The sequence below is a fragment of the Haladaptatus litoreus genome, from assembly GCF_900156425.1.
Lineage (GTDB): Archaea > Halobacteriota > Halobacteria > Halobacteriales > Haladaptataceae > Haladaptatus > Haladaptatus litoreus.
In genome coordinates, this window is the sequence record NZ_FTNO01000001.1 from 1007696 (window position 1) to 1030168 (window position 22473).

23 protein-coding genes, 1 tRNA gene, 1 other RNA gene and 1 pseudogene are annotated in these 22473 nt (G+C 58.4%); 14 read left to right on the top strand and 12 right to left on the bottom strand.

The genetic code is table 11. The annotated features are described in order from the left end of the window. Positions 1–28 precede the first annotated feature (28 nt). The 4 genes from BW974_RS05255 to BW974_RS05270 form a co-directional block, all read right to left on the bottom strand. On the bottom strand, positions 29–871 hold the full coding sequence (locus BW974_RS05255) for a beta-keto acid cleavage family enzyme (protein WP_076428658.1): 843 nt from the start codon (positions 869–871) through the stop codon (positions 29–31). Beyond that, on the bottom strand, positions 868–1089 hold the full coding sequence (locus BW974_RS05260) for a hypothetical protein (RefSeq protein WP_076428660.1): 222 nt from the start codon (positions 1087–1089) through the stop codon (positions 868–870). The genes BW974_RS05255 and BW974_RS05260 overlap by 4 nt, the downstream gene beginning before the upstream one ends. Positions 1090–1202: 113 nt before the next feature. Beyond that, positions 1203–2072, bottom strand: a complete 870-nt coding sequence (locus BW974_RS05265; RefSeq protein WP_076428662.1) for a complex I NDUFA9 subunit family protein — start codon at positions 2070–2072, stop codon at positions 1203–1205. Positions 2073–2203: 131 nt separating this feature from the next. Further along, positions 2204–2746 carry a uracil-DNA glycosylase gene (locus tag BW974_RS05270; protein WP_076428664.1) on the bottom strand — a complete coding sequence of 181 codons (543 nt, stop codon included), beginning with the start codon at positions 2744–2746 and terminating at the stop codon, positions 2204–2206. A gap of 177 nt (positions 2747–2923) precedes the next feature. On the opposite strand from BW974_RS05270, the gene BW974_RS05275 reads away from it, so the two are divergent. After that, on the top strand, positions 2924–3307 hold the full coding sequence (locus BW974_RS05275) for a hypothetical protein (RefSeq protein ID WP_076428666.1): 384 nt from the start codon (positions 2924–2926) through the stop codon (positions 3305–3307). Positions 3308–3437: 130 nt separating this feature from the next. After that, entirely contained in the window at positions 3438–3929 is a 492-nt protein-coding gene (locus BW974_RS05280; protein ID WP_076428668.1) for a YciE/YciF ferroxidase family protein, read from the top strand. 52 nt (positions 3930–3981) lie between these two features. On the opposite strand, the gene BW974_RS05285 is transcribed toward BW974_RS05280, so the two are convergent. Continuing rightward, positions 3982–4953 carry a deoxyhypusine synthase gene (locus BW974_RS05285; protein ID WP_076428670.1) on the bottom strand — a complete coding sequence of 324 codons (972 nt, stop codon included), beginning with the start codon at positions 4951–4953 and terminating at the stop codon, positions 3982–3984. A 304-nt stretch (positions 4954–5257) separates the two neighbouring features. On the opposite strand from BW974_RS05285, the gene BW974_RS05290 reads away from it, so the two are divergent. Genes BW974_RS05290 through BW974_RS05310 form a run of 5 tightly spaced genes read left to right on the top strand, consistent with a single transcriptional unit; the run spans position 5258 to position 10718 of the window. Continuing rightward, positions 5258–6478, top strand: coding sequence for an ABC transporter substrate-binding protein (locus BW974_RS05290; protein ID WP_076428672.1), 1221 nt, complete (start codon positions 5258–5260; stop codon positions 6476–6478). A 2-nt stretch (positions 6479–6480) separates the two neighbouring features. Beyond that, on the top strand, positions 6481–7707 hold the full coding sequence (locus tag BW974_RS05295; RefSeq protein ID WP_076428674.1) for an ABC transporter substrate-binding protein: 1227 nt from the start codon (positions 6481–6483) through the stop codon (positions 7705–7707). Between the two features lie 2 nt (positions 7708–7709). Next, positions 7710–8753, top strand: coding sequence for an NAD(P)/FAD-dependent oxidoreductase (locus tag BW974_RS05300; protein WP_139328819.1), 1044 nt, complete (start codon positions 7710–7712; stop codon positions 8751–8753). After that, on the top strand, positions 8743–9858 hold the full coding sequence (locus BW974_RS05305; RefSeq protein WP_076428676.1) for a FecCD family ABC transporter permease: 1116 nt from the start codon (positions 8743–8745) through the stop codon (positions 9856–9858). The genes BW974_RS05300 and BW974_RS05305 overlap by 11 nt, the downstream gene beginning before the upstream one ends. Further along, on the top strand, positions 9858–10718 hold the full coding sequence (locus BW974_RS05310) for an ABC transporter ATP-binding protein (protein ID WP_076428678.1): 861 nt from the start codon (positions 9858–9860) through the stop codon (positions 10716–10718). Before BW974_RS05305 ends, BW974_RS05310 begins: the two co-directional genes overlap by 1 nt. Before the next feature lie 241 nt (positions 10719–10959). Here the strand turns inward: BW974_RS05310 and BW974_RS05315 are convergent. After that, positions 10960–11034, bottom strand: a tRNA-Arg gene (locus BW974_RS05315). A 103-nt stretch (positions 11035–11137) separates the two neighbouring features. On the opposite strand from BW974_RS05315, the gene BW974_RS05320 reads away from it, so the two are divergent. The 3 genes and pseudogenes from BW974_RS05320 (at position 11138) to BW974_RS05330 (ending at position 13313) form a co-directional block, all read left to right on the top strand. Then, entirely contained in the window at positions 11138–12028 is an 891-nt protein-coding gene (locus BW974_RS05320) for a geranylgeranylglycerol-phosphate geranylgeranyltransferase (RefSeq protein ID WP_076428680.1), read from the top strand. 141 nt (positions 12029–12169) lie between these two features. Next, positions 12170–12811: pseudogene (locus BW974_RS27125) on the top strand (RAD55 family ATPase). Positions 12812–12902: 91 nt separating this feature from the next. Further along, positions 12903–13313, top strand: a complete 411-nt coding sequence (locus BW974_RS05330) for a CoA-binding protein (protein ID WP_076428682.1) — start codon at positions 12903–12905, stop codon at positions 13311–13313. Between the two features lie 45 nt (positions 13314–13358). Here BW974_RS05330 and BW974_RS05335 read toward each other — a convergent pair whose 3' ends face one another. Beyond that, a complete protein-coding gene (locus tag BW974_RS05335) occupies positions 13359–14723 on the bottom strand; it encodes a sodium-dependent transporter (protein WP_076428684.1) in 1365 nt (454 codons plus the stop codon). 349 nt (positions 14724–15072) lie between these two features. Between BW974_RS05335 and BW974_RS05340 the strand changes: the two genes are divergently transcribed. Further along, positions 15073–15534 (top strand): NUDIX domain-containing protein, encoded by a 462-nt coding sequence (locus BW974_RS05340; RefSeq protein WP_245799906.1) that lies wholly within the window; start codon positions 15073–15075, stop codon positions 15532–15534. 59 nt (positions 15535–15593) lie between these two features. On the opposite strand, the gene BW974_RS05345 is transcribed toward BW974_RS05340, so the two are convergent. The 4 genes from BW974_RS05345 to BW974_RS05360 all read right to left on the bottom strand — a co-directional run bounded on the left by BW974_RS05345 (position 15594) and on the right by BW974_RS05360 (position 20166). Next, entirely contained in the window at positions 15594–17786 is a 2193-nt protein-coding gene (locus BW974_RS05345; RefSeq protein ID WP_076428686.1) for an alkaline phosphatase PhoX, read from the bottom strand. Between the two features lie 359 nt (positions 17787–18145). Then, complete coding sequence (locus tag BW974_RS05350; RefSeq protein WP_076428688.1) at positions 18146–18574, bottom strand: hypothetical protein; 429 nt, start codon at positions 18572–18574, stop codon at positions 18146–18148. Positions 18575–18766: 192 nt separating this feature from the next. After that, on the bottom strand, positions 18767–19747 hold the full coding sequence (locus BW974_RS05355) for a PLP-dependent cysteine synthase family protein (RefSeq protein ID WP_076428690.1): 981 nt from the start codon (positions 19745–19747) through the stop codon (positions 18767–18769). A gap of 89 nt (positions 19748–19836) precedes the next feature. Beyond that, positions 19837–20166: a DUF5798 family protein gene (locus tag BW974_RS05360; RefSeq protein WP_076428692.1), complete on the bottom strand. Its 330-nt coding sequence runs from the start codon at positions 20164–20166 to the stop codon at positions 19837–19839. 81 nt (positions 20167–20247) lie between these two features. Here BW974_RS05360 and BW974_RS05365 point away from each other — a divergent pair, with 81 nt between their 5' ends. The 3 genes from BW974_RS05365 (at position 20248) to ffs (ending at position 21448) form a co-directional block, all read left to right on the top strand. Beyond that, complete coding sequence (locus BW974_RS05365; protein ID WP_076428693.1) at positions 20248–20652, top strand: DUF7548 family protein; 405 nt, start codon at positions 20248–20250, stop codon at positions 20650–20652. A gap of 81 nt (positions 20653–20733) precedes the next feature. Then, the gene (locus tag BW974_RS05370; protein WP_245799907.1) at positions 20734–21063 is read left to right on the top strand and encodes a DUF5658 family protein; all 330 of its coding nucleotides are present in this window, start codon (positions 20734–20736) and stop codon (positions 21061–21063) included. Positions 21064–21136: 73 nt separating this feature from the next. Then, positions 21137–21448: signal recognition particle sRNA (gene ffs / locus BW974_RS05375), an RNA gene on the top strand. A gap of 60 nt (positions 21449–21508) precedes the next feature. Here ffs and BW974_RS05380 read toward each other — a convergent pair. Continuing rightward, positions 21509–22399, bottom strand: a complete 891-nt coding sequence (locus tag BW974_RS05380) for a succinylglutamate desuccinylase/aspartoacylase family protein (protein WP_076428695.1) — start codon at positions 22397–22399, stop codon at positions 21509–21511. Between the last annotated feature and the right edge of the window lie 74 nt (positions 22400–22473).

A 22473-nucleotide genomic window follows, 5' to 3' on the forward strand; every position in this document is an offset into this window, starting at 1 on the left:
GGTTATCGTAGTCGTCGGAAAGCGGACACTACAGCCCCAGAATCTCTCGCGCCGCTGCTGGCGATGCAACTTCTCGTTCGAGTTCTTCGGCGAGACGCACCGCTCGACGGACGAGTTGCGCGTTGCTTTCGGCGAGTTCACCCCGTCGATAGTAGACGTTGTCCTCCAAACCGACCCGGATGTGGCCACCGAATACGATTCCCATCGCGGAAAACGGGAGTTGGTGTTGGCCGAACCCGAGCGTGTTGAACAGCGCCCCGTCGGGCAAATCCCCGATTGCGTTCAGGAAGTTTTGCGGCGTCGGGCGCGTCAGCGTCCCCGGACCGAAGATGAGCGTGGCGTAGACAGGGTCGGCGAGGTTGCGGCGCGAAAGCAGTCCGAACACCTCGTTTCGGTGGCCGTCGTTGAACACCTCCAGTTCGGGTTTGATTCCCCGCTCTTCCATCTCGTCGTAGAGGCTATCGACCAATCCTCGGGTGTTCTCGCTCGTGAGGTGGTCGTAGCGGTTCAACGGCCCCATATCCAACGACGCCATCTCCGGCGGCGGGTCGGTTCGTAGCGGCAGGTGTCGGTCTTCGTCCGGCGCTCCGGTTCCGCCCGTCGAATGCTGAATGATGATGTCGTCCGTGTGTTCTCTGACCGCGTCGTCTATCTCCTGAAATCGCTCCGTCGAAAACGTGCGCTCGCCGTTCGGTTTCCGGGCGTGGAGATGCACCACTGCGGCACCCGCCTCCTCGACTGCGGCGGCGGCATGGCCGATTTCTTCCGGTGTTTCCGGAATGTTCGGGTTCGCTTCCTTGCCGTGGACGCCGCCCGTCACCGCCGCCGTGATGATGAGCGGTTCGTCTCCGAGATAGTTTTCGTAGCTCATTCGGAGTTCTCCTCCACGTGTTCGTCTTTTCCGTCGGTGTGTTCGCGATAGATTTCACAGTGATACTCGTGGTGCAGGTCGTACCGGTCGTTGCAGATGTCTGCCCGCATCGGTTGGACGAACTCTTCGATGACGGTGCAGAAGGCGCGCGGCTCGTCGAACGCCGCCCTATCGGGTTCGTCAGTTTCCTCGGCGTATTCCAGATACGGACACACCATGCGTGATAGATGGGAACGAGAATCATAATCGTTCGCTAACACACCCGTCACGTGATAACCCGCAAGTCATCGGAACTGTCGGGAAACGGTACGACGGAGCAGTCGAACGCCCGCTACTTTTTGTCTTGTAAGTACGCTCCGAACGTCCGAAGGTCGCTTTCCGCCACCCCGAAAACGGCCACGTCGTTCGTCTCTGTCGTGTTGTCGTGTCGTAGCACGCGGTACTGGTCTCGGCCGAACGGAACGCCGGGCGCGCGCTCTGCAATCGAAAACCCGACCGACGCGACCGACATCGGGACTGAAACCACGGTGACACCGTCGCAGACGGCTTCGATTATTTCGGCGAACGTGGGTTTCTCTGGGCCGCCGATTTCGTAGATTTTGCCTGCGTGTCGAGCCTCCTCGACGCCGTCAGCGAACATCGGGGCGAGGTCTTCGACCCAAATCGGTTGCATTCGCATCGTTCCACCGCCCGGAAGCGGGGCAACGACGGGTGGGGTTATCTGCTCGATGAACGGAACGAACGCGCATCCGTCACCGAAAACGACCGAGGGGCGGTATATCACCCAGTCGAGGGCCGACTCCCGAACGACGCGCTCTGCGCGTCGTTTCGCTCGAAAGTACGTCGTCTGCACGCCGGAATCGACGCCCAGTCCGCTCATCTGGACGAATCGCTCGACGCCGGTCGCTTCGCTCGCGGCGACGAGATGTTTCGTTCCACCGAGGTGAACCGCTTCGTGGCTTCGGTTCCGAAGTTGGGAGTGCGACGGGAGTGCGACGAGATTGACCACGGCGTCGTGACCAGCGACGACGTCAGAGAGGTCGGGGTTCCGAACGTCGAGAGTGGTCGTTTCGACGCTCGCCGGTAGTTCGGAAGCGTCCGGATTGCGTGACGCCGCGGTCACGTTGTGGCCACGCTCGTCCAAAACGCGACACAGCGAACGACCGACGAAGCCCGACCCACCAGCGACGAACACCTTCATAGCTGTTTTTTGGTGTCCGAGTGCGCTAAAAGTATTGATTCTTTTGGATATTTTGGAACGAGCTGCCATCGATTGCTTGATGATAAATTGCGTCAGTGCGGTCGTCGGCGTGAGAGATTCGTCGTTTCGAATCACGCCCGCTCGAACACTGTCTTCAAATCCCGTTCCATCTCTCCCTCCTTGCTACCGTCGTAGAACGTCGCCGCCGGATGGTACGTCGGAACGACATCGTAGCCATCGAACTCGAACGTCCGGCCGTGTACATCCGAGACGTTCTCGTTCGTGCCGAGTATTTCGCGCGTAGCGAAGCTTCCGAGCGGGACGACAACTGACGGGGCGACGCGTTCGATTTCGGCGTCCAACACCGGCCACCACGCGTCGATTTCGGCTCGTTGGGGACTTCGATTCTCCGGCGGGCGAACCTTCACCAAATTGGTGATGTACAGGTCGTTTCGAGCCACGCCGATGGATTCGAGCGCGGTGTTCAGCCGTCCCCCTGCACGTCCGACGAACGGTTCGCCCTGTGTGACTTCCTGCTCACCGGGGGCCTCGCCGACCAGCATCACGTCGGCGTCGAACGGGCCGACTGATGGAACGAAGCGTGACCGGTCGAACTGTTCGTCCGGAACTGCCGCAAGCACCTCCTCGAACTCGGTTTCGAACGTCGAACTCATAGTGCAAACCCGTTCACTGTCCACCACCGAAAAAAGAGCGGCCGAACGACAGCGGAACCCGGATTCCGGCCGACTTGCTCGGCCGGAATCCAACCTTCCTCACGGCGTAGGTCGTGACCATACGCTGACCAGTGTTCCGCACAATACCTTCCTCGGTTCGAAAAGACGTGTGTGGGTATGGATGGGACTGTGGGGATAGACGCTCGAACGGTGTTCGCATGGCTACTGGTACTCGTGCTGGCGATACTCTCGTGGCTTTTCGTGGAACCGTTTCTCTCGTGGCTGCTCGCAACGGGCTTTCTCGCGTTCGTGTTCTTTCCACTCCACCGGCGGCTCGAAAACCGAATCGGCGCACGACTCTCCGCAGGTTTGGTCATCTGGGGAGTCACGCCCGTCGCCGTCACGGACGACTACCTGCGTGCGGTGATAATCGACCAGCAGTCGGAGACGCATTCGGCGGTCGTTTTCCTCAGCGTCGTGGGCGGTACTACCTTTTCGGCTCGATGGGATCGTTCGTCGGGCCAATTCTCCTCGGACTGTTCAAAACGAGCGTGGAAGTAATCGGTGGTCATTACGGAATCGTCCGTCGTTCGTGATACGATTCAGCCGTTCTCGCCCCCGTCTTAGTCAGCCTGCGAATGTAGCCTCGCCACTCATTGACTCCACGAACAAATGCAGTAGATGAGAACCCATGACAACAGACTCAATCGAACAACTCTTCGTCAACGGTCTGGAAGAGCTGTACTACACCGAACAGCAACTCATCGACGCACTGGAGACGCTCGCCGAGCAGACGAACGACGAAGCGGCTAGTCAAGCGTTCTCGGAACACCGCACCGAAACGCAAGAGCACGTCAATCGACTGGAGCAGGTGTTCGAACAAATCGGTGAAGAGCCGCAGGCAAAAGACGAGCAGGTGGTGGATGCGCTCATCGACGAACACGAACAGTTCGCACAAGAGAACGACGGTGACGTGCTCGACCGGTACAACATCGAAGTCGGGCAGAAAACCGAACACTACGAAATCGCCGCCTACGGCAACCTCACGTCGTTCGCTGGCAAACTCGGCTACGACGAGGCCGCAGACCTGTTGGAAGAAACCCTTCGAGAGGAAGAATCGGCGCTGGACGAACTGTCTCAAGCCGGTGAGCAGTTCGACGAGCAGCAGATTGCCAGCGACTAAGCGAACTGCGTGGTACTTTTATTCGACCGAGTCGATTTTCGGTGGCGGATGTTTATCGAAATGCACCAGCGACCAGCAACGGAAACACGAGCGTCGCTTCCGCTTCGACCTGCGTGTAGTTGGTTTCGTGGTTCTTGATTTTCCCCCACGACACTGCTTCGTTCGGCGGTGCGCCCGAGAGCGACCCGTCGCCTTCGACGCCCGTCGAGATGTAAATGACGTAGTCCGCGCCGCCGCGGAAGAGGTTCGTCATGATAGCGTGGTGTTTCGGCACTCCTCCACCGACCGCGATGAGGCCCGTTTCATCCGCGAGCAGACCGTCCTCGATGAGCGAGTCGTAGTCGTCCAGAATCTCGATTCCGACTTCCGAATCGTACCCCTGCCGGTAGTAGTAGAGGAAGTTGCCGACTTCCGCATCGGTCAGCGCGGGACAGTAGACGGGAACGTCGTTGTCCGCGGCCTGTTTCAGCACCGAATCTTCGTCGTCGAGCGTTTCTCCTAATTCGCGTGCGAACGCCGTCGGCGTCCGAACTTTCTCCTCCGCGAAGAAGTCATCGAAGAAGTCATAGAGGTACTCTTCCAGCCAGACGTATCGGTCGGAGGGAACGAAGATGTTTCCGAGGCGGTTGATTCCTCGCTCCCGAAGTTCGCCTTCGTCGGCGTCCCACTCGCCCATCTTGAACGGTTTCGCGGTCTTGATAACGTCCTCGGTGAGCGAACCGGAAGTCGTGATGAGAACGTCGACGTATCCTTCGCGGACGAGATACGCGACGACTTCGCGAAGACCGGAGGAGATGATGTTCGAAGTGAACGTCAGATAGATGGTCGCATCCTCGGCCTGCATCTGTTCTGCGATGTCGATGGCTTCGGCGAGTTGTGTCGCTTGAAAGCCCGTCGTTGCATACGATTCTAAGAGGTCGCCGAAATCGAACGGTTCGCGGAAGTCGTAGCCTCGAACGTCGGGGGAGTCTATTTCTTCGTCACTCCCGGGTACGACGTGGTCGTGCGTGTCGTCTTCGGTCATACTAGTTCCTCTCGTATCCGTCGATTTGAATCACTCGAAACGGCGGATTTAATGTGGTTTTCAATGACAAACGCCACCAATTCGGTGTTCAAACGAAATTAGCGTTATAAATTTGGTAGTAATAAGATGAAAATCTCGGCGTGTCTGGTGTTGGAGAATAACTTCAAAAACAACATAGTTACAAAATCGAAGATTAATTAGCGTTATTTAATACTAAAATCAAACGATATTTTGGCAAATGGGCAAAATTTAGGCCTGCCTAAATTCCGAAAACGCTTTAAATCTTTAGGCGAGCCTAAACTCTATGTCCAAAAAAAGAGGCGGACACGGGGCACCAACGCGGCGCGACTATCTGAAGTACGGCGGGGTAACCATCGGTGGCGGCCTGCTCGCAGGTTGTGCAGGACTCACGGGGTCGGACACGACATCCACGGAAACCGGGACATCGAGCACGAACACGGCCGAGACGAGTTACTCGGTGACGATGTCACCAGTAGGGGAGGTGACATTCGAGGAAACGCCCTCGAACGTGATGGCGTACAGTCCACAGTACGTCGATATGCTGGTCGCGTTCGGCCACGCTGACTCGCTCAACTCCGTCGGATTTCCCGGAGATACCGTCACCGGACTACAGTATTTTTACGACACTCTTGACGGCGTTTCGCTGTCCACCGATGGTCTCACGCAGTTGTTCAACGACGGAATGGACAAGGAACTGTTCTACGAACTCGACAGCGACGTTCACCTGATGGACCCGGCGTGGGCCACGACGTTCAAAGGGTGGAGTCGAGACGACGTCGAAGAGATAGCCGAGAACGTCGGCCCGTGGTTCGCAAACCGCTACAGCAGACAGCACGCTCAACCGCCGGAAGCGTACCGAGACGACTACCAGTACTACACGCTCTGGGAACTGTCGGAAAAAGTCGCCGCTGTTTTCGGCGAGCAAGAGCGCTTCGAAGCGCTCAAGTCCGAATACGAGGCGCTCTACGGAACCATCCGCGCCAACCTCCCGCCGAAGAGCGAGCGTCCAACCGTCGGACTGCTCTCCTACTGGGACGGGGAGTTCTACCCGTACAAAATCAGCGGCCCGGGATTCGGGAAAGCCCACGTCCGCCCGATGGGTGCGCGGGATGCGTTCGCGGACAGCGACAAAACGTACGCCGAAAACTACGATGCGACGTACAACATGGAGGGGGTGCTCGACATCGACCCGGACGTTATTCTTCACATCTTCGGCGTCGGCCCGTGGTACGATTGGGACGAAATCAGTGAAACAGTGTCCAGCGACCCGGTCGGGAAGGAACTCACTGCGGTACAGAACGACCGCTTCTACGCCTCTGGCGGGTCGTTCCAAGGGCCATTGAAAAATCTCCTCCAGTTGGAGATGACCGCCAAACAGCTGTATCCGGACGCTTTCGGCGAGTGGCCGCGTTTCGAGGAAGGACAGTCGTATCCCGAGTTCTCGAAAGAAGAACAGCTGTTCGACCACCAGCGAGTTGCGGACATCGTCACTGGGGATTTCTGACAATGAGCGACGGCGATACGATTCCACACGAGACACCGACACGGCGCGACTATCTGAAGTACGGCGGAGCGGTCATCGGCGGTGCAGCATTCGCGGGCTGTACCGCCGACAGCGGTTCGGAGTCCACGCCGACCGCAACGGGAACCGATTCTGACGCGGTCACATCGGCAGACGACGAAGCGACGGACGGGACGTACACAGTGACGATGTCACCCATGGGCGAAGTCGAGTTCGAGTCGCCACCGGAGACGGTGTTCACCCGTCTCACCCACCACGCGGATATGGCGTTCGCGCTCGGCCGTGGGGACGGAATCAACGCGATGCACGCCCCCGACTACTACGACCAACTCTGGAACCAGTTCGTGGAGCGACTCCCCGGCGTCTCCCTCGACTGGACTGGGCTGTACTCCTCGTGGGAGGTCGGCAAGGAGAAACTCTACGAACTGGACAGCGACGTGCATCTCGCCGACCCGGCGTCGGTGCTGGCACTCGGTAGCTGGAGCATGGCGGACATCGAGGAAATCGAGCAGAACATCAGCCCGTGGTTCGGCAACTCGTTCAGCGCCGGTCAGCAGACGCCGCCGGACAATTGGGAGGGCGACTACGAGTACCCCAGCCTGTGGGAACAGTTCGAGAAAGTCGCGGAGGTGTTTCAAGAAAAAGAGCGCTACGAGGCGCTCGCCGAGATTCGAGCTGAGATGCTCACAACAATCGAGGCAGACCTTCCGTCCGAATCGGAACGACCGACCGCGGTGATGGTCGGGTCGGCCGACATCGAGGGCGACATCTACGCCTACACGTTGAGCAATCCCGGATTCCTCACCGCACACACGCGCCCGCTCAAGCCGCGCGATGCGTTCGAGGGGTCGGTCGAATCCGGCTCCGTCATCGACCTGGAAATGTTGCTGGAAGCCGACCCCGACGTGATGCTGTTCCTCGGGGGTATGCTCCCGACGACGGACATGGGCGAACTCCGCGCAACGCTCGAATCGAACGCGGTCGGGGCCGAGATTACGGCCGTGGAAAACGGCCGCACCCATCCACAGGGTGCGCGGTATCAGGGGCCGATTTTGAACCTCTTCCAGTTGGAGATGACGGCCAAACAGCTCTATCCCGAGCAGTTCGGCGAGTGGCCGTCCTACGACAACGGCCCATATCCAGAGATTCCCGAGGACGAGCAGTTGTTCGACCGCCAGCGGGTTGCGGACATCATCAACGGAGCGTTCTGAACATGAGTGAAACGACGGACACTGAGCACAAGCAGAATCAAACGACAGGAGCCGACCACGGCCAAAATCAAACGACGGAGACCGACTACGACCACGACGTCGTTATCGTCGGTGGCGGGCCAGCAGGCTGTTCGGCAGGTGTGTTTACCGCACGGGAAGGACTCGACACGGTGATTTTCGACCGGGGACGCTCCTCCGTACTGCGATGTGCCCATCTCGAAAATTATCTCGGTTTTCCCGAGGGAATCGACATCGAAACGCTGTACGAACTGATGCACGCGCACGCCGAGAATGCAGGCTGTGACATCGTTCCTAACTTGGTCGAATCGGTCGATAAAACCGACGATGACGACGGGTTCGTCGTCACTCCGCAAGAGGGAACACCGGTTACCACCCGGCGAGTCGTCGCGGCGACGCGCTACGACGGCGAATACATGCGCGGACTAGGCGACGATGCGGCGATGTTCGAGACGTACGAACACGACGACGAAGAACACGAACGGTTCGACCGCGGTTATGCCGACGACGACGGCACGACCTCCGTGTCGGGACTCTACGTCGCCTCACCCTCCGAGGAAGCAGATAAACAGGCGATTATCGCGGCCGGTCGCGGCGCGCGGGTCGCGCGCCGCGTCGTTACGGACGCTCGAATAGACGACGGTTGGTGGGAAGAAGTGGCTGGCGGCGTCGATTGGGTGCGCCGTCAGGCTGAACTCGACGAGAAGTGGGCCGAGCGCGAAGCGTGGGTCGAGTGGTTCGACGACTACTACGGAGAGGGTGCACCCGTAGACATTGATTCCGAGCGGTTCCGCCGCGTGCGCGAGGCATCGACCGATGCCTCGCTCTCTTCGTACATCACTCCGGAGGAGATGGAGGCGCGAGCAGAAACCGGTCACGAAACGCTGGCCGAGCACCTCGATGCAGAAACGGTCGTCGCCGCAGTCGGCGAGGAAGAACTCCTCGACGCGATAGCCGACGATTCGATTCGTGAATATATCGGCACCGACGGCCAGTCGGTGGAAGGAGACGAGCAACATGGTGAGTGAAGCGACCGGTGATGCGACGACACCCTCTCGGCGCGACCGATTGCTGGAGTGGTTCGATGGAGCACTGATTACGCTCTGTCTCGGGAGCGTAATTGTCGTCGTCGCCGGGGGCCTCGTACAAGTGAGCTTTGGCGCGTTCTCGATGACGCTCGTCGAAGCGTGGCAGGCGGTGTTCAATCCCGAGGTGATATTCAACCGGCAGGCGTGGAACGCGTTCCTGTTCGGTGGTGAAGTCCCCGAAATGAACAAGCAGAGTCTCATCGTTTGGAACATTCGCCTTCCCCGAGTGTTCGTCGGTATCCTCGTCGGGATGAATCTCGCCGTCTCGGGGGCGATTTTCCAAGCAGTCACCCGGAACGAACTCGCGAGTCCGTTCATCCTCGGGGTTTCGTCTGGTGCCGGACTGCTAATCCTCCTCACGCTCGTGGTGTTCTCTGGGCTGTCGGCGTTCCTGCCGCTTATCGCCTCGGCGGGCGGCGCGCTCGCGTTCGTCATCGTGTACGGCATCGCGTGGAAAAACGGGACATCGCCGGTTCGGCTCGTCCTCGCGGGCGTCATCGTCGGAACCATCTTCGGATCGCTCCAGACGGCGCTGTTCTTCTTCGCCGACGACATCGGTGTCGTGCAGTCGGCTATCGCATGGACGACCGGGTCGCTGACCGGAACCGACTGGGAGCAGGTTCGGATGGCACTGCCGTGGACGGCCGTCGCAATGCTGCTCGCGCTGATTAGCTCGCGGCAGTTGAACGTGCTCCTCCTCGGTGAAAACACGGCGCAATCGCTCGGAATGAGTGTCGAAAAGGTTCGATTCGCGCTCTCGGGCGTCGCGGTGCTCGCCGCCGCGGCGAGCATCGCAGTCGCCGGAATCGTCGGCTTCGTCGGACTCATCGTCCCACACATGGTTCGAAACATCGTCGGAAGCGATTACAAGAAGCTCATCATCGGCTGTCTCTTCGCTGGTCCAGCGTTGATGGTCGTGGCCGATGTCGGCGCGCGTCTCGCGTTGAATCCCGTACAGGTTCCGGTCGGCATTGTCACCGGCCTCATCGGTGGTCCGTACTTCCTGTATCTCATGCGCAAACAGGACAAGATGGGTGAAATCTGATGGCTGAACCCCAGACAATCGCCGACGACTCAGCAGACGAGTCCGGTCACCCCAACAAGGTTGATGCGGCAAGTGAACTGGTTGGCGAGGACCTCGCCATCGGGTATCCGACCTCCACTGACCCGGTTGTCGAGTGCGAGAGGGTTGTGCTCCCGGCAGGCGAGGTCACGGCCCTCGTCGGGCCGAACGGGTCGGGAAAGAGTACGCTCCTGAAGTCGATGGCGAACCAACTCGCCCCCGAACGGGGTCGCATCCTCCTCGACGGAAACCAAATCCAATCGATGGAGTCAAAACAGCTCGCACAACAGCTCGGGCTTCTCTCCCAAGAGAACAGTTCTCCAGGGGGCCTTACAGTCGAAGATTTGGTCTTCCACGGCCGATACCCGCATCGCGGATTCTTCGAAGCCGTCTCGGAGAGCGACCGCGAAGCAGTCGAACGAGCGATAGCGTTAGCCGGTGTCGGACACCTTCGCGACGAGGAGATGAGCAATCTCAGTGGCGGACAGAAACAACTCGCGTGGATTGCGATGGTGCTCGCGCAGGACACGGATATTCTCCTGCTCGACGAGCCGACCACGTATCTCGACCTCCATCACCAGCTTCGAGTCATGGAAGTCGTTCGAACGCTCAACCGCGAGGAAGGCGTCACCGTCGGCATCGTGCTCCACGACATCGGACAGGCCGCGCGATTCGCGGACAACCTCGTTGCGATGAAAGAGGGAGAGCTGTACGACTGGGGGCCGCCGATAGACGTTGTGACAGAAGGATTGCTCGCCGACGTCTTCCGTGTCGATGCCGACGTCGATAGCAGGAGTTCGACCGGGCCTCATATTGCACCCCACCGCGCAATCGAGGAGTGAGTCGGTCGGGGTTCACGGGTCGAGTATCGCCCGTCGTCTTTCTTGTGTGTCTGCAATTAAAAACAGACAGCGGTACCAGAATTCGACTACGTCCAGACGGTTTCGGTCGCTTCGCTCCCGAACTGCGTCTGATTTAATCAAAATCCCTCCACGAGCTACATTGCTTCCGCTCATGAGTTTGTTTGCGGAAGCAAGTGGGCGCTACATCTTTCGCTCCTCACCTTCGTTCGTCGCAGAAAGATGGGCGCTACAGGATTTGAACCCGTGGCAGCTTGGTCCGAAGCCAAGCACTCTGTCCAGACTGAGCTAAGCGCCCTGTACTCACATCTTTTGCGTGGTACCTTTTAAACGTCGTGGTTTCGAATCGGGGAAAGTCGCATCCGCTCCATTTATACCGGGTGGGCCGAGTACGACGCCGTATGGCTACTGACGGGCGTGCAAAAGGACTGTTCGAACTCACGCGCCCGGGGAACACGTTCGCGGCGGGAGTGCTGACGTTTATTGGCGCGTTCGTCGCGGGCGGCGTTGTCACCGACGCAAAGCCGGTACAGGTCGCCGGAGCGGTGCTGGCGACGTGGTTAGCGACCGGTGCAGGAAACGCGATTAACGACTACTTCGACCGGAAGATAGACCGCATCAACGCGCCGGAGCGACCGATTCCGCGCGGTGCAGTCTCACCGCGCGGTGCCCTGCTATTCAGTGGACTACTGTTTGCAGGTGCAGTCGTTTCGGCACTCGTACTTCCGCTGCTCGCAATCGCAATTGCGGCCATAAACCTCCTTGCGCTCGTCGCCTACACGAAACTATTCAAGGGACTGCCGGGAGTCGGCAACGCGGTCGTGGCGTATCTCGGCGGGAGCACGTTCCTCTTCGGGAGCGTCGCAGTCGCCGTTGATGCAGGAAACACTGCAGTTTCACTCGGGGCTGATGCGGGAGTTCGCGCCGCGTTCATTCTCTTCTTGCTGGCAGGGCTTTCGACGTTCACACGCGAGGTTATCAAAGACGTAGAGGATATGGCGGGCGACCGCGAAGAGGGGTTGAACACGCTTCCGCTGGCCATCGGTGCGCGACCTGCAATCCTCGTTGGAGCCGTTTTCCTCGGACTCGCCGTTCTGGCGAGTCCGCTCCCGTATGTGTGGGGAACGTTCGGCCTTCCGTATCTCGCGGTTGTCCTCCCGGCGGACGCCCTCATGCTCTATGCAGTGTACGAGAGCGTCGGTAACCCGACGGCGGGACAAAACCATCTGAAGTACGGAATGTTTCTCGCCGCAATCGCGTTCGTCGTCGGCCGAGTCGCCGTGTTAGCGTGAGTAACTGATCGAACCGCTCAACCAGCAATCAAAAAGAATATAAGTGGACTCCAATATATTAATCCCAGATGAGGCAGGGGGAGAAAAGGGATACGCTATCTGTGTCCGTTTCTGTCCGCTACACTGGTGTGAGGTACCACGATGTATACGTTAGGCAATAAGTTCTCGGAGTTGGAAATCGACCCGGGGACGAACCTGCTCATTTCGGGTTCACCGATGACTGGCAAGAGGAATCTCGCGCTCGACACCCTTGCATACGGTGGTAACCATGGCGACGGCGCGATTATCGTGACGACGAAGGACAGCGGCGAACACGCGCTCGAGGAGTACGAATCGCGCCTCGAAACCCCGTCGTCACCCGTCGGCATCGTCGATTGCGTCTCGAAGCAACAGGGGATGTCCGTGCGTCGTGTCGATAGCGTCGAGTTCGCGTCCTCGCCGGTCGATATGACTGGTATCGGTATCAAACTGTCAGAGTTCCTGCAGCGATTTTACGATTCGGGCGTGCGTGCGAACTGAATCGCGTTCGACTCGCTTTCGACGCTTCTCATGTATTCGAATCTCCAGACAGTCTTCCGATTCCTGCACGTTTTCACCGGGTGCGTCCAGAGCGCGGAAGCCTTCGGGTTGTTCATCATCGATTCGACGGCCCACGACAACCAGACGATGAGTACGCTCCGGCAGCTGTTCGACGGCGAAATCGAAGTTCGAGAGGCCGATGGGAACGAATCCGAACTCAGGATGAAAGGCGTCGGCAAAACCGCTGGCTGGCAACCGTTGTAGCGCCGGAGTCTCCGGCGCTACAACGGAAATCATCGGCCAACACTGGTCACGGGGCCAAATCCTTTTCCACGTTCGTGGCGTCGGTACCTCCATGCCAATCGAAAGCGACGACGAACTTCGTGACATCCTCGAACTCGACACCGTGGCCGTCGTCGGTTGTTCCTCGACGCCCGGCAAGGACGCCCACGAGATTCCGAAATACCTCCGTGAACACGGCTACGACGTCATCCCGGTCAACCCCTTTGCAGACGAGATTTTCGGCCGAACTGTCTACGATTCGCTCACCGATGTAGACGAGGAAATCGACATCGTGGACGTGTTCCGCCCGAGCGAGGAAGTGAGCGACATCGTGGACAACGCCATCGAACGCGATGACGCAGGCGTGGTGTGGACGCAGTTAGGGATTCGAGACGACGAGGCCGCGAAGCGAGCGGAAGACGCCGGAAAACGGGTCGTGCAAGACCACTGTATGAAAGTCGAGCATCAGCGATTGGTGGAGTAGACGAAATTCGCAAGCAAAGAATACCGCTTGAAAAGCCGCCTGTGGTTAGAATATCCACTGGACGACGTTGATGTTGGCGAACGAGGCGAGGCTGATTAGCAGCGTCATTCCGACTGCGGCGAGCACGACAATACGAACGTGCCACAGCCAGTATCGGGGCAGGAATCGCTCGTGAAGCCCTTCACCGAGTTCGGCCATCGCTTCGCGGCCGTACACCCAACCCACGAACACAGTAACGAGAAAGATTCCGGTGGGAAGTAGAACCTCACTCGCAATCGAATCGAACAGCTCCAGCGTGCCCGTGTTCAGCGCGGATGGAACACCCAGAAGGAACGCAGCGAACCCGACGCCAGCGGCAATCATCGGCCGTGGAATGGGGAAATTATCGACGAAGTACGCGGTCGGAATTTCGAGTAGACTTATCGCCGAAGAAACAGCCGCGATGAGGACGACGAGGTAGAACACGATTCCGAGTAGCTCCCCGGCCGGGAGCGTCCGAAACGCGTTTGCGATGCTGACGAAGATGGCACCAGCACCGGCATCGCCGGGTTGGACACCCTGCGCGAAAAGCAAGGGAAAGACGATGAGGCCCGCGAGGTAGCCAACGAACGTGTTCACGATGACGACGGCCAATCCATCGGCGAGGAGGCTTTCCGAGTCTTCCACGTACGACGCATAGGTAATCATAATGCCCGAGCCAAGCGACAGCGTAAACAACACTTCGCCGACTGCGGCGGGGATGAGGGTTTCGAAGTTCGAGAAGATGTAATCAAAATCGGGTTCGAGGAAGTACTCGTACCCAGCACCCGCGCCCCGGAGCGTTGCGGCGTAGACCGCAAGACAGACCATCAGGACGACGATAGCGGGAACCATCAGTTTGGTTGCCAGTTCGATACCGCGTTCGATTCCGAACGCGACGATACCGATTGTGATGAGCATGAAGACGGCGGTAAAGAAGAGTGCATCCAGACCTGCGGCGGCACCGCTGAAGTGGGCGGCGGGATTAGCGAAGTATGCGCCGCTCGAACTCTCTACTAAGTACCGAATAACCCACCCACCGACGACGCTGTAATACGACACGACCCAAAACGCGGAGACGGCCGCGAGAACGCCAGCCAGTTTCCATATCCGACCACCGGAGCCAAATGCATCAACGACGTTTCGATGCGACCGTCGTCCGATTGTGAACTCCGCAAGCATGGCTGGAAGCCCGATGAGGAGGATGGCGATGAAGTCAACGACGAGAAACGCAGAACCACCGTGACTCGCCGCTTCGTACGGAAACCGCCAGATGTTCCCGAGGCCGACCGCACTTCCTATTGCCGCGGCGATGAACCCCGCCCGTGACGCCCAGTGTTCTCGAACAGGGGTTCGGTCGCGTGCCGACCCCTGCGTATTCTCTGCCGACATGGGGGAGAAGAACCATCTGTGATAGCTTTGTTGTTCTGTCCCATCTTTCGAAAAATCCGCCATTTCGGCCCAGAAATGGACGTTTTCCTACTGTGATTTGGGAACGGGTTGCCTCTCACCACTACCATCCCTTGAGAAAAGAGATTCCTCGACACGTTTCTTCTGTAGCACTGACACAGCGACCGCGGTATTCCGGCTACACCAACCGCTAACGGAAATTTTCGGACAATGGACAGATTGAAGTCAATCAACTAAAAGTACCAATACAATATGTCAGAACGTTCGAATCTCTACGTCGGTAAAATCACCCAAATAAGCGATTCTCTTCGGCCCGGACGGAGACGTGCTGGTGACGAAAGTCGGTGACCATTGGAAACCACCGGCAGGGAAGTTCGAGTTCGGCGAAACCCTCGTCGGTGGACTCCGCCGCGAACTCCGCGAAGAACTCGACATCGACGCCGTGGTCGGGCCGCCGGTCGAGGCGATGTATGGCGGATGGCTCGACGGCGAAACCGGAAATCCACTCGTAACGCTCGTCTATCGGTGTGAAACGGACGACACGGAAATCGACCTGAACCACGAACACGACGATTACGAGTGGGTTTCTCCCGAACTGGCGGCTGACCGATTGGAAGAGACGTTTTCTGCTCGATTCAGGCGTGCAGTCGAACGAGCGACCGCGCTCGGCGGCGCGGAACCGTTCGAGGCGACGGCCGACCCGCATGTGGATACGGAACTGTCCGAAGAAGAGGTGCTGAAACAACTCGCCGCCGCTCGGGCCGCAGACCCGCCGGAGACGGATTCACAATAATCCACGCGCAACGAGCTATTTCTTGAAAAGCGTGGAACGAAGGGATTCGTGGGGGACGCTTAACTGTTCGCCTTGCCCTTCCCAGAGTCGTCTCCCTTGCCGGGATTACCGTTTCCTTTCCCCGAATTTCCGTCTCCCTTGCCGGGATTATCTTCGTCGTCGCCGTCGTCGTTTCCGTGGCCACGGTCGTCGTCCGTTTCCGGGTCGTACACGTACAGACAGTCGTTGCTGTACGACCGGCCGAACTTGTCGGCATCCTCACAGCAGAGGACGCGACCGTCGTCCATCACGTAGACGTTGTCGATGTTGATGAGCGCGTCGTCCGCCACGTCGGCGGGGTCGCTCGCGTCCGGGCCGACGATGACGGGTTCGAGGGTCGAGACGTTGTAGTCGTCTTCGAGTTCGGCGCGGTAGACGACGCCGCCGTCCACGCGGTCGAGTCGAACATCGCCCAGCGTGTCGGCCATGGCGTCGTTGAGTTCCGAAATTGCGAAGTAGACGTAGTCGCCGGGTTGCGCCCCTGCAACGCTGTCCACTCCTTCGGCCTTGTTGAACTCGATGGTCGCACCGATTTCCTTGGCGGCGGCGCGGGTTTCGAGAAACGGAACCTTGCGGAGTTCGTCGTCCACGCCGTCCGGCCCGTCGCGTTCGAACTGTTCTGCCCACGCGAGGATTTCCTCGTTCGTGATGTAGTTCTGGTTTCCGTTCTCCACGATTTCCTTGTCGGCCTCTTCGATTGCCGCGTCGAGGTCTTCCTGCCAGTCGGTTTCTGCGTGCGTTTCGAGGTAGTCCACCTGCGTGATGTCGTCGTACTCGGCAATCCACTCCTCGGCTTCGCGGTTGGTGGCGTGGCCCAGTTCTATCCACTCGAATTCGAGGTCGACATCAGCTGGTGGGTTCTTCTTCGCGGCTTCTTCGTTGGTCACCTTCGGGGCGTACAGCGTTCCGGCGGTGTCCATTGGGTCACAGAAGTCCGGAATCGGCTCGTCGGCGACGAACTTGTAGATGCCCTTGCTGTCGCCGTCGGAGCAGCCGTACACCGTTTTCAAGTCGCTCTGCACGTCCGGTGCCTCCCACGCGGCCCGACCCATGACGTAGTATTTGACCGGTTGTGGCGTTTCCGCGGTCGGTTCGCGGACATCGACGTGGTAGCCATAGCGGTACGGATTCGGGTAGGTGTCGCCGATTGGTTCGGTCGTGTTGGACTCGTCTTCCGCGGATTGGTCAACCGGACTCGAAGTTTGGTCAATCTGTTCCGCGCCGAGATAGTACGCGAGGAATTCGAGTCCCGTCAGCGCCCAGTATCCCTGCACGGCCCACGATTCGTCACCGTAGTAGCCGTCGATAGCCTCCTGAATTCCGTTCGGATTCGGTCGATTCCAGAATTGGCTGGCTCCGACGAGGTTTTTCCCGGTTCCCTGCTCGACGATGTCACCAACCGTCGCGGTGAGCGAAACGCGAGGGTGTGCGTAGTTCTCCTCGGATGAAATCATCGTGTTCCACGGGGAGAGGTCACCGTAGCAGTTGATTCGCGTGCCACCGAGTTCGCGCAGAGGTTCCGTGTTGGCGAGGTTGATGGCGGACTCTAAGTCGGCACTCCACTCGCCGTCGGCGTCCTGACTGATTGGAATGCGGGAGATGTTTCCGGGGCTGTTTTCCCAGTTAGTGAACAGGTACCCTTCGGTTCCCTCGTCGTTCGTGGCGACGAACTCGTTACAGTCCGGATTGTAGGCGGCGTCTCCGTACTGGGTTCCGGCGAAGACGTCTCGGGTGATGTCCCACCCGTCGGGCGTTTGAACGACACCGAGACGCTCGGTACCGCCGTTGATGCGGTCTTCTTCCTGCGCGAGGAACACGTACTCCCCGTCCGCACTCCGAATCGTCCCCTGTTCTTCGTTCGTCTGGGGCGTCGATAGCTCGTCGAAATCGTCGTTGCTCCCGCCCATCGAGAACTGGAAACCGCTGAAATAGCCGATTCCGGATTTGTTGTACGGTGCGGGGTTGTCCCGACTCGGGTGCTGGAGGCTGTAGAGCGGAGTTCCGTCCTTGAACACGAACGGTCCGGTGACTTCCGCACCGAACGCCGTCGATGAAAATCGTTTGAGACCGCCCTTCACGTAGGGTGCGTGAGGCGTGTCGTCGTCTTCTGGAGGTTCTGTACTCTCGATTCCGGTAACGTTCGAGGAAACGCTCGCGCCCAACGTGGCGGCCACGGATGTTGCCATCAGTTTGCGTCTGGTGAACTCGACCATGCAGTTAGGTAGATACGTTTCGGTCATATGTAAATTTATAATAGATATATTTGATATATACCGCAATCTCAATATCCATGATAACTATATATCGTTTTATCTTATATTATCTAAAATTTTAAATGCCTCTGCGCACTATCGAGACACTACTTTTTGTGGCGTGAAATCACCGCATTGACGCAGGAAAGGTGGATTTAGTCGACCTATATTCCGGCAAAATATATGAAATCGGATAGCAATCTGTCAGAACTCTATATTATTTGGCATACAGCAGAACCCCCCGCACGCCTTGGCAGAGGATTATCTAAAAATACGATAGTCTGGAGAGACAATATGCACCCGTAAGGAGGCGGAGGATGTCAATCCATTCCCATCTCCTCTGCTCCATCACGTATCTCTTGGGCCCGTTTTCGAACCGAAGCGACGTATCGTTCGATTTCCGTCGGTTTCTTTCCGTAAAACGACGCAACCCAGTTGATGTCCGAGTATGGTTGGGTGAGGAAGTACGCGGCCAGCGTATCCCGGCCTGCCTGAATTATTTCCGGTGGGACGCCGCGTTCACCCGTGCCAGCCTCTTCGAACCCGTTTACGTCGAAGTAAATATCGGCGTACAGCTCCGCCAGCTCCGGGTTTTCGAAGTGAATTTCGATATGTTCCGGTGCCTCGAACCGATACTGCGGCTCGTTCTCGCCCGGAAATCGTACCGCGACGATTCTGACGCCTAATATGTATTCTCGGTACACCGATTCGCTCTCATCGATAGCACTGTTTTTGTTGGTGTGTGACATGGTTCGTCTGTCCGGTTTTCCGCGCTTGTCGAACGCCGCCGACCGAGAGCAGATTGGTCTGGCGTAAAGAATACGGACGGATGCCGATTAGTATTTTTGTAATTTTACTATATATGAGAACGGAGTGCGCGGACTACGTCTTCGATTTCATACGCCACCTGTTACTACTTCGGAGGACGGAAGAGAATTCGTTTATCCGTCCCACTCCGCGAACGAACGGTAGATTCCCTTCGAGAGGTACCGCTCGCTGGAGTCAGGAAAGACGGTGACGACCGAATCGTAGGGGGCGTCGATTTCCCCGCTCTCGATTTTCTCCGCAACTTGTCGAGCCACGACACTTGCCGCGCCCGCGCTGGAGGCGACCAGATGACCTTCTTTGCGCGCGAGTCGTTTCAGTTCGTCGTGGGCGGTTTCGTCAGGCACCTGCACGATTTCGTCCACGAGGTCGGGTTCGAACAGTTCGTTCGTCGCCGGATTGTGGGTGCCGATACCTTCGATTTTGTACTCCTCTTCGTCCACATCCGCTCCTTTTGTCGTCGAATAGAGCGACCCCTCGGGTTCGACGGCAGCGACGTAGGTATCGGGGTTCTGCTCGCGGGCGTATTTCGCCATTCCCATCAAGGTTCCCGCAGTGCCACAGCCAGCGACGACTGCACCGACTTCACCGTCCAGCGCGTCGTAGATTTCCGGCCCGGTCGTCTCGTAGTGAGCTTCGACGTTCAGCGGATTGCCGAACTGCTGTGGAACCACCGCGTTTTCCGTCTCCTCTGCGAGTTGGTGGGCGCGGTCGATTGCGCCCCCCATCCCGTCCTCGGTCGGCGTGTTGATTACTTCCGCGCCGAGTGCGGCCATGAGTTGCTGTTTCTCGACACTGAAACGCTCCGGAACGACGAAGACGGCGTTCACGTCGAGTTGCCCTGCGGCGACTGCGAAGCCGATTCCGGTGTTTCCGGCGGTCGGTTCAATGACCGTCCCGCCGGGGACGAGTTCGCCGTCTTCGAGCATCCGTTTGAGCATGTACTTCCCGATGCGGTCTTTGACGCTCGCGCCGGGGTTGAACGACTCCAACTTCGCGTACACTGGCACCTCGTCGGGTGCGTCCTGCACGCGGACGAGCGGCGTTTGCCCGACGGTGTCCAGCACCGAATCGAGCGGTTCCCGATGTGTCGTCATGCGCGTGAAAAGGAAGGCCGGACTGTTAGTCGTTGTTATGTGGTCGTTCGTCCGGGTTGTTGGAATGTGCGTACTCGCACGAATCCTCGTTATGTGCTCGCTTGCGGGGATTCGTCTTTCGTGCCGTCTTCGGTTTGCCCGCCAGCCTCGTCACCCGCAACGTCTTCTTCGACATTCTCCGGTGTTTCCACGTCCTCCAGCACCGACTCGACGTCGATACCCTGTTCGCGGGCCAGCGCCTCGATGAGGGCTTTCTGTTCCGCGTTCTCGACTTCGAGTTTCTGGACGCGCTCGTCCGTGTCCTCCAACGAATCGCGGATGGCGAGCACCTGCTCACGCAGTTCGTTGAGTTTGGCGTACAGTTTTTCCGCGGTGTCTGCTACTTTCTGAATCTTCTTGGCCGTGTTTCCGAGTCCCATGTTCGGTCGTTCGTTCCGAAGTAATGTGATTTTTCCGACTCAAACGCGGCGTTTAACTCAGTTCGGTGAGTGGCTTCGGACATGAGCAAGCGACTCGCGCCGAAAGTCGGAATCGCGTCGTGTTTAGCAGTGCTTTTGCTCCTCTCGCTGCCGTACTTCCTCGCACCGGCGACGGTGGTCGGGGCGTACTACGGAACGATTCCGGTTCCCGTCCACCTCCTCGATACACTCTTCGCACTCGTGGCAATCATCGCGTTCGGTTCCGGCCTGCAAAACCGAAGCGACCCCGCAACCGTCGCTGGCGTTACCCTCGCCCTCGGTGCGTTCATGGCCGTCATTACGCTCTGGTGGGCAGTCGTAACCCCGACGGATACGCTCGTGGAAGCGGCGCGGATGGACTCGCTGTCGATGCATCGCTGGGGCTTTGCACTAGTCACGTTCGCCGTCCCGATAAGTGCGGGTTGGTACGCCCGAGACGTGCTGTAGTCGTCCCTTTTCGTCGCACAGCGAGTTGTTACTCCTCGACAGTCACCCTATAACAAAGTGTCGTGACGGCGGAGATGGGGTGTGTCACCCGACGACCCTCACCTGTGGTCGCACGTCTCCGTTCCCCTGTTAGTCGCGGTTCTCGGCGTGATGCTCGGCGACGTCGTGACGACCGGAGTGGGACTCCAACTCGGGTTGGAAGAAGGCAATCCCTTCGTCGCGCATCTGTTGAGGGAGATGGGACTGCTTGGCTTGGTTTTTATCAAAGCAATCACCGTCCTTCTGCTGGTCGTGCTGTCGGGATGGACGCAGTACTCGCGACAGACGTTTCGACTCGGAAGTTTGGTGTATCTCATCATCGGACTGCTGGTCGTCGTCTCTAACATCATCGCCATCGCAACTGTCGGATGAAGACGAAATGTGGACTGGAATCGGGATGCGGCGTGGAACCCGAAAGGCCCTTAAGGCGGAGAGGAGTAGTTGGAAGTGGACTAGGTTGAGCAGTTAGGCCCTGCTCCTTGCCCGCGCTGTGGTCTTGAGCGGGAACCGAACTCCGGACTCGTCCGGTCAGACCGGGTCGGGCCCCGGAAGCCAACGCAGAAGCCTCGTCCTGCGGGGCCAGCGGTCTGCGTCGAACACTCGCAGGGGTGTCTCGTCGCAGTTAGTCGGTGGCAATCCGTCAGGCACGGAAGTGAGCAGCGGACCATCGGACATCTGTCGCTCGTAGGATCGCGGGGTGGAGGAGGCAACCGGGACTCCCCGGCCCGGAACGCCGGGCAACTCCGGCCGTCCGCATTCATATCGTATTCCACTCTTGAGTCGAAACACTAGTCAGCGCAGAATCAAAAAAACCCGCTTAGTCGTCCATTTTGAACGCTCGAATCCCCCACGTATCGAGCATGCTGGACACGAACACCTTCGTCCATCGCGCGCGTTTTTCGGGTTCCACGTCGTCCTGCGTGACTTCGAACAGACACGACGGAATGTTCCCGTCCAATCGCGTCTTGTTCATCAGCATCGGCGCTGTGGCGTACTCCGTCTCGTCTGCGAACGTGTGGACGAAGTCGTAAATCGGGTCGTAGCCGGTGACGTACTTCTCGTTCAGCAGTTCGATGGCGATCTGGTTGCTCTGAACTATCTTTTCGTGACTCGACCGGAAGACGTTCTGGCCGACACCGTCGTCGTTTTCGCGCTCCAAAATTCCCTTCGAACTGTGGAGATCCATCAGTACGTCCGGATTGTGCTGGCTAATTGTGTCCCAGATTTCTTGCGCGAGGGCGTTCTTCGGTGGTTCACTGATTGGAAACTGCCGATTCAAATCCATCTCACCAGGCCACTCTCGACGCTCTTGTTCGACTGCCTGCGTGTTCGCTTCCGGAAGGACGACGAGCGTTCCGGCGTCGATTTCCCACTCCCGAACGTCGCGGGCCGCCCAGTAACCGCTCTCTTCGTTACCGTGCATGCCACCGATGACGAAGGCTGTCGGGCCGGATTTCTCGGATTGGATTTCGTACAGCGTCGTTTCCTGTTCGGTTCCAGCGCGGATTGTCGAAGTCGTGACGGTCTGTTCCGGCTTGCTATCGCTCTGGGAAGTCGTCTCTCTCCCCTCTTGTGTCGTGCTGGCAGTTCCCGTCGAGTCAGCTTTCGCGTCCTGCGGGCCGTCGCCAGCGCAACCAGCGAGCGCGACAGTCCCTCCGACCGAGGCAGTGCCGAGGGCGGAAAGGAAGGCACGTCTACTTTTCTTCATACGGTAAAAATACAGCCCAGACCTCTTCAAAACTCTTTCGCGAATATTGAAATAAAAGGTGGGGGTCTGATTCT

What these genes read in the sequence shown, in the direction of transcription:
- BW974_RS05255 (WP_076428658.1), bottom strand. Translation starts at nt 871, where the DNA reads ATGAGCTACGAAAACTATCTCGGAGACGAACCGCTCATCATCACGGCG.
- BW974_RS05260 (WP_076428660.1), bottom strand. Translation starts at nt 1,089, where the DNA reads ATGGTGTGTCCGTATCTGGAATACGCCGAGGAAACTGACGAACCCGAT.
- BW974_RS05265 (WP_076428662.1), bottom strand. Translation starts at nt 2,072, where the DNA reads ATGAAGGTGTTCGTCGCTGGTGGGTCGGGCTTCGTCGGTCGTTCGCTG.
- BW974_RS05270 (WP_076428664.1), bottom strand. Translation starts at nt 2,746, where the DNA reads ATGAGTTCGACGTTCGAAACCGAGTTCGAGGAGGTGCTTGCGGCAGTT.
- BW974_RS05275 (WP_076428666.1), top strand. Translation starts at nt 2,924, where the DNA reads ATGGATGGGACTGTGGGGATAGACGCTCGAACGGTGTTCGCATGGCTA.
- BW974_RS05280 (WP_076428668.1), top strand. Translation starts at nt 3,438, where the DNA reads ATGACAACAGACTCAATCGAACAACTCTTCGTCAACGGTCTGGAAGAG.
- BW974_RS05285 (WP_076428670.1), bottom strand. Translation starts at nt 4,953, where the DNA reads ATGACCGAAGACGACACGCACGACCACGTCGTACCCGGGAGTGACGAA.
- BW974_RS05290 (WP_076428672.1), top strand. Translation starts at nt 5,258, where the DNA reads ATGTCCAAAAAAAGAGGCGGACACGGGGCACCAACGCGGCGCGACTAT.
- BW974_RS05295 (WP_076428674.1), top strand. Translation starts at nt 6,481, where the DNA reads ATGAGCGACGGCGATACGATTCCACACGAGACACCGACACGGCGCGAC.
- BW974_RS05300 (WP_139328819.1), top strand. Translation starts at nt 7,710, where the DNA reads ATGAGTGAAACGACGGACACTGAGCACAAGCAGAATCAAACGACAGGA.
- BW974_RS05305 (WP_076428676.1), top strand. Translation starts at nt 8,743, where the DNA reads ATGGTGAGTGAAGCGACCGGTGATGCGACGACACCCTCTCGGCGCGAC.
- BW974_RS05310 (WP_076428678.1), top strand. Translation starts at nt 9,858, where the DNA reads ATGGCTGAACCCCAGACAATCGCCGACGACTCAGCAGACGAGTCCGGT.
- BW974_RS05320 (WP_076428680.1), top strand. Translation starts at nt 11,138, where the DNA reads ATGGCTACTGACGGGCGTGCAAAAGGACTGTTCGAACTCACGCGCCCG.
- BW974_RS05330 (WP_076428682.1), top strand. Translation starts at nt 12,903, where the DNA reads ATGCCAATCGAAAGCGACGACGAACTTCGTGACATCCTCGAACTCGAC.
- BW974_RS05335 (WP_076428684.1), bottom strand. Translation starts at nt 14,723, where the DNA reads ATGTCGGCAGAGAATACGCAGGGGTCGGCACGCGACCGAACCCCTGTT.
- BW974_RS05345 (WP_076428686.1), bottom strand. Translation starts at nt 17,786, where the DNA reads ATGGTCGAGTTCACCAGACGCAAACTGATGGCAACATCCGTGGCCGCC.
- BW974_RS05350 (WP_076428688.1), bottom strand. Translation starts at nt 18,574, where the DNA reads ATGTCACACACCAACAAAAACAGTGCTATCGATGAGAGCGAATCGGTG.
- BW974_RS05355 (WP_076428690.1), bottom strand. Translation starts at nt 19,747, where the DNA reads ATGACGACACATCGGGAACCGCTCGATTCGGTGCTGGACACCGTCGGG.
- BW974_RS05360 (WP_076428692.1), bottom strand. Translation starts at nt 20,166, where the DNA reads ATGGGACTCGGAAACACGGCCAAGAAGATTCAGAAAGTAGCAGACACC.
- BW974_RS05365 (WP_076428693.1), top strand. Translation starts at nt 20,248, where the DNA reads ATGAGCAAGCGACTCGCGCCGAAAGTCGGAATCGCGTCGTGTTTAGCA.
- BW974_RS05380 (WP_076428695.1), bottom strand. Translation starts at nt 22,399, where the DNA reads ATGAAGAAAAGTAGACGTGCCTTCCTTTCCGCCCTCGGCACTGCCTCG.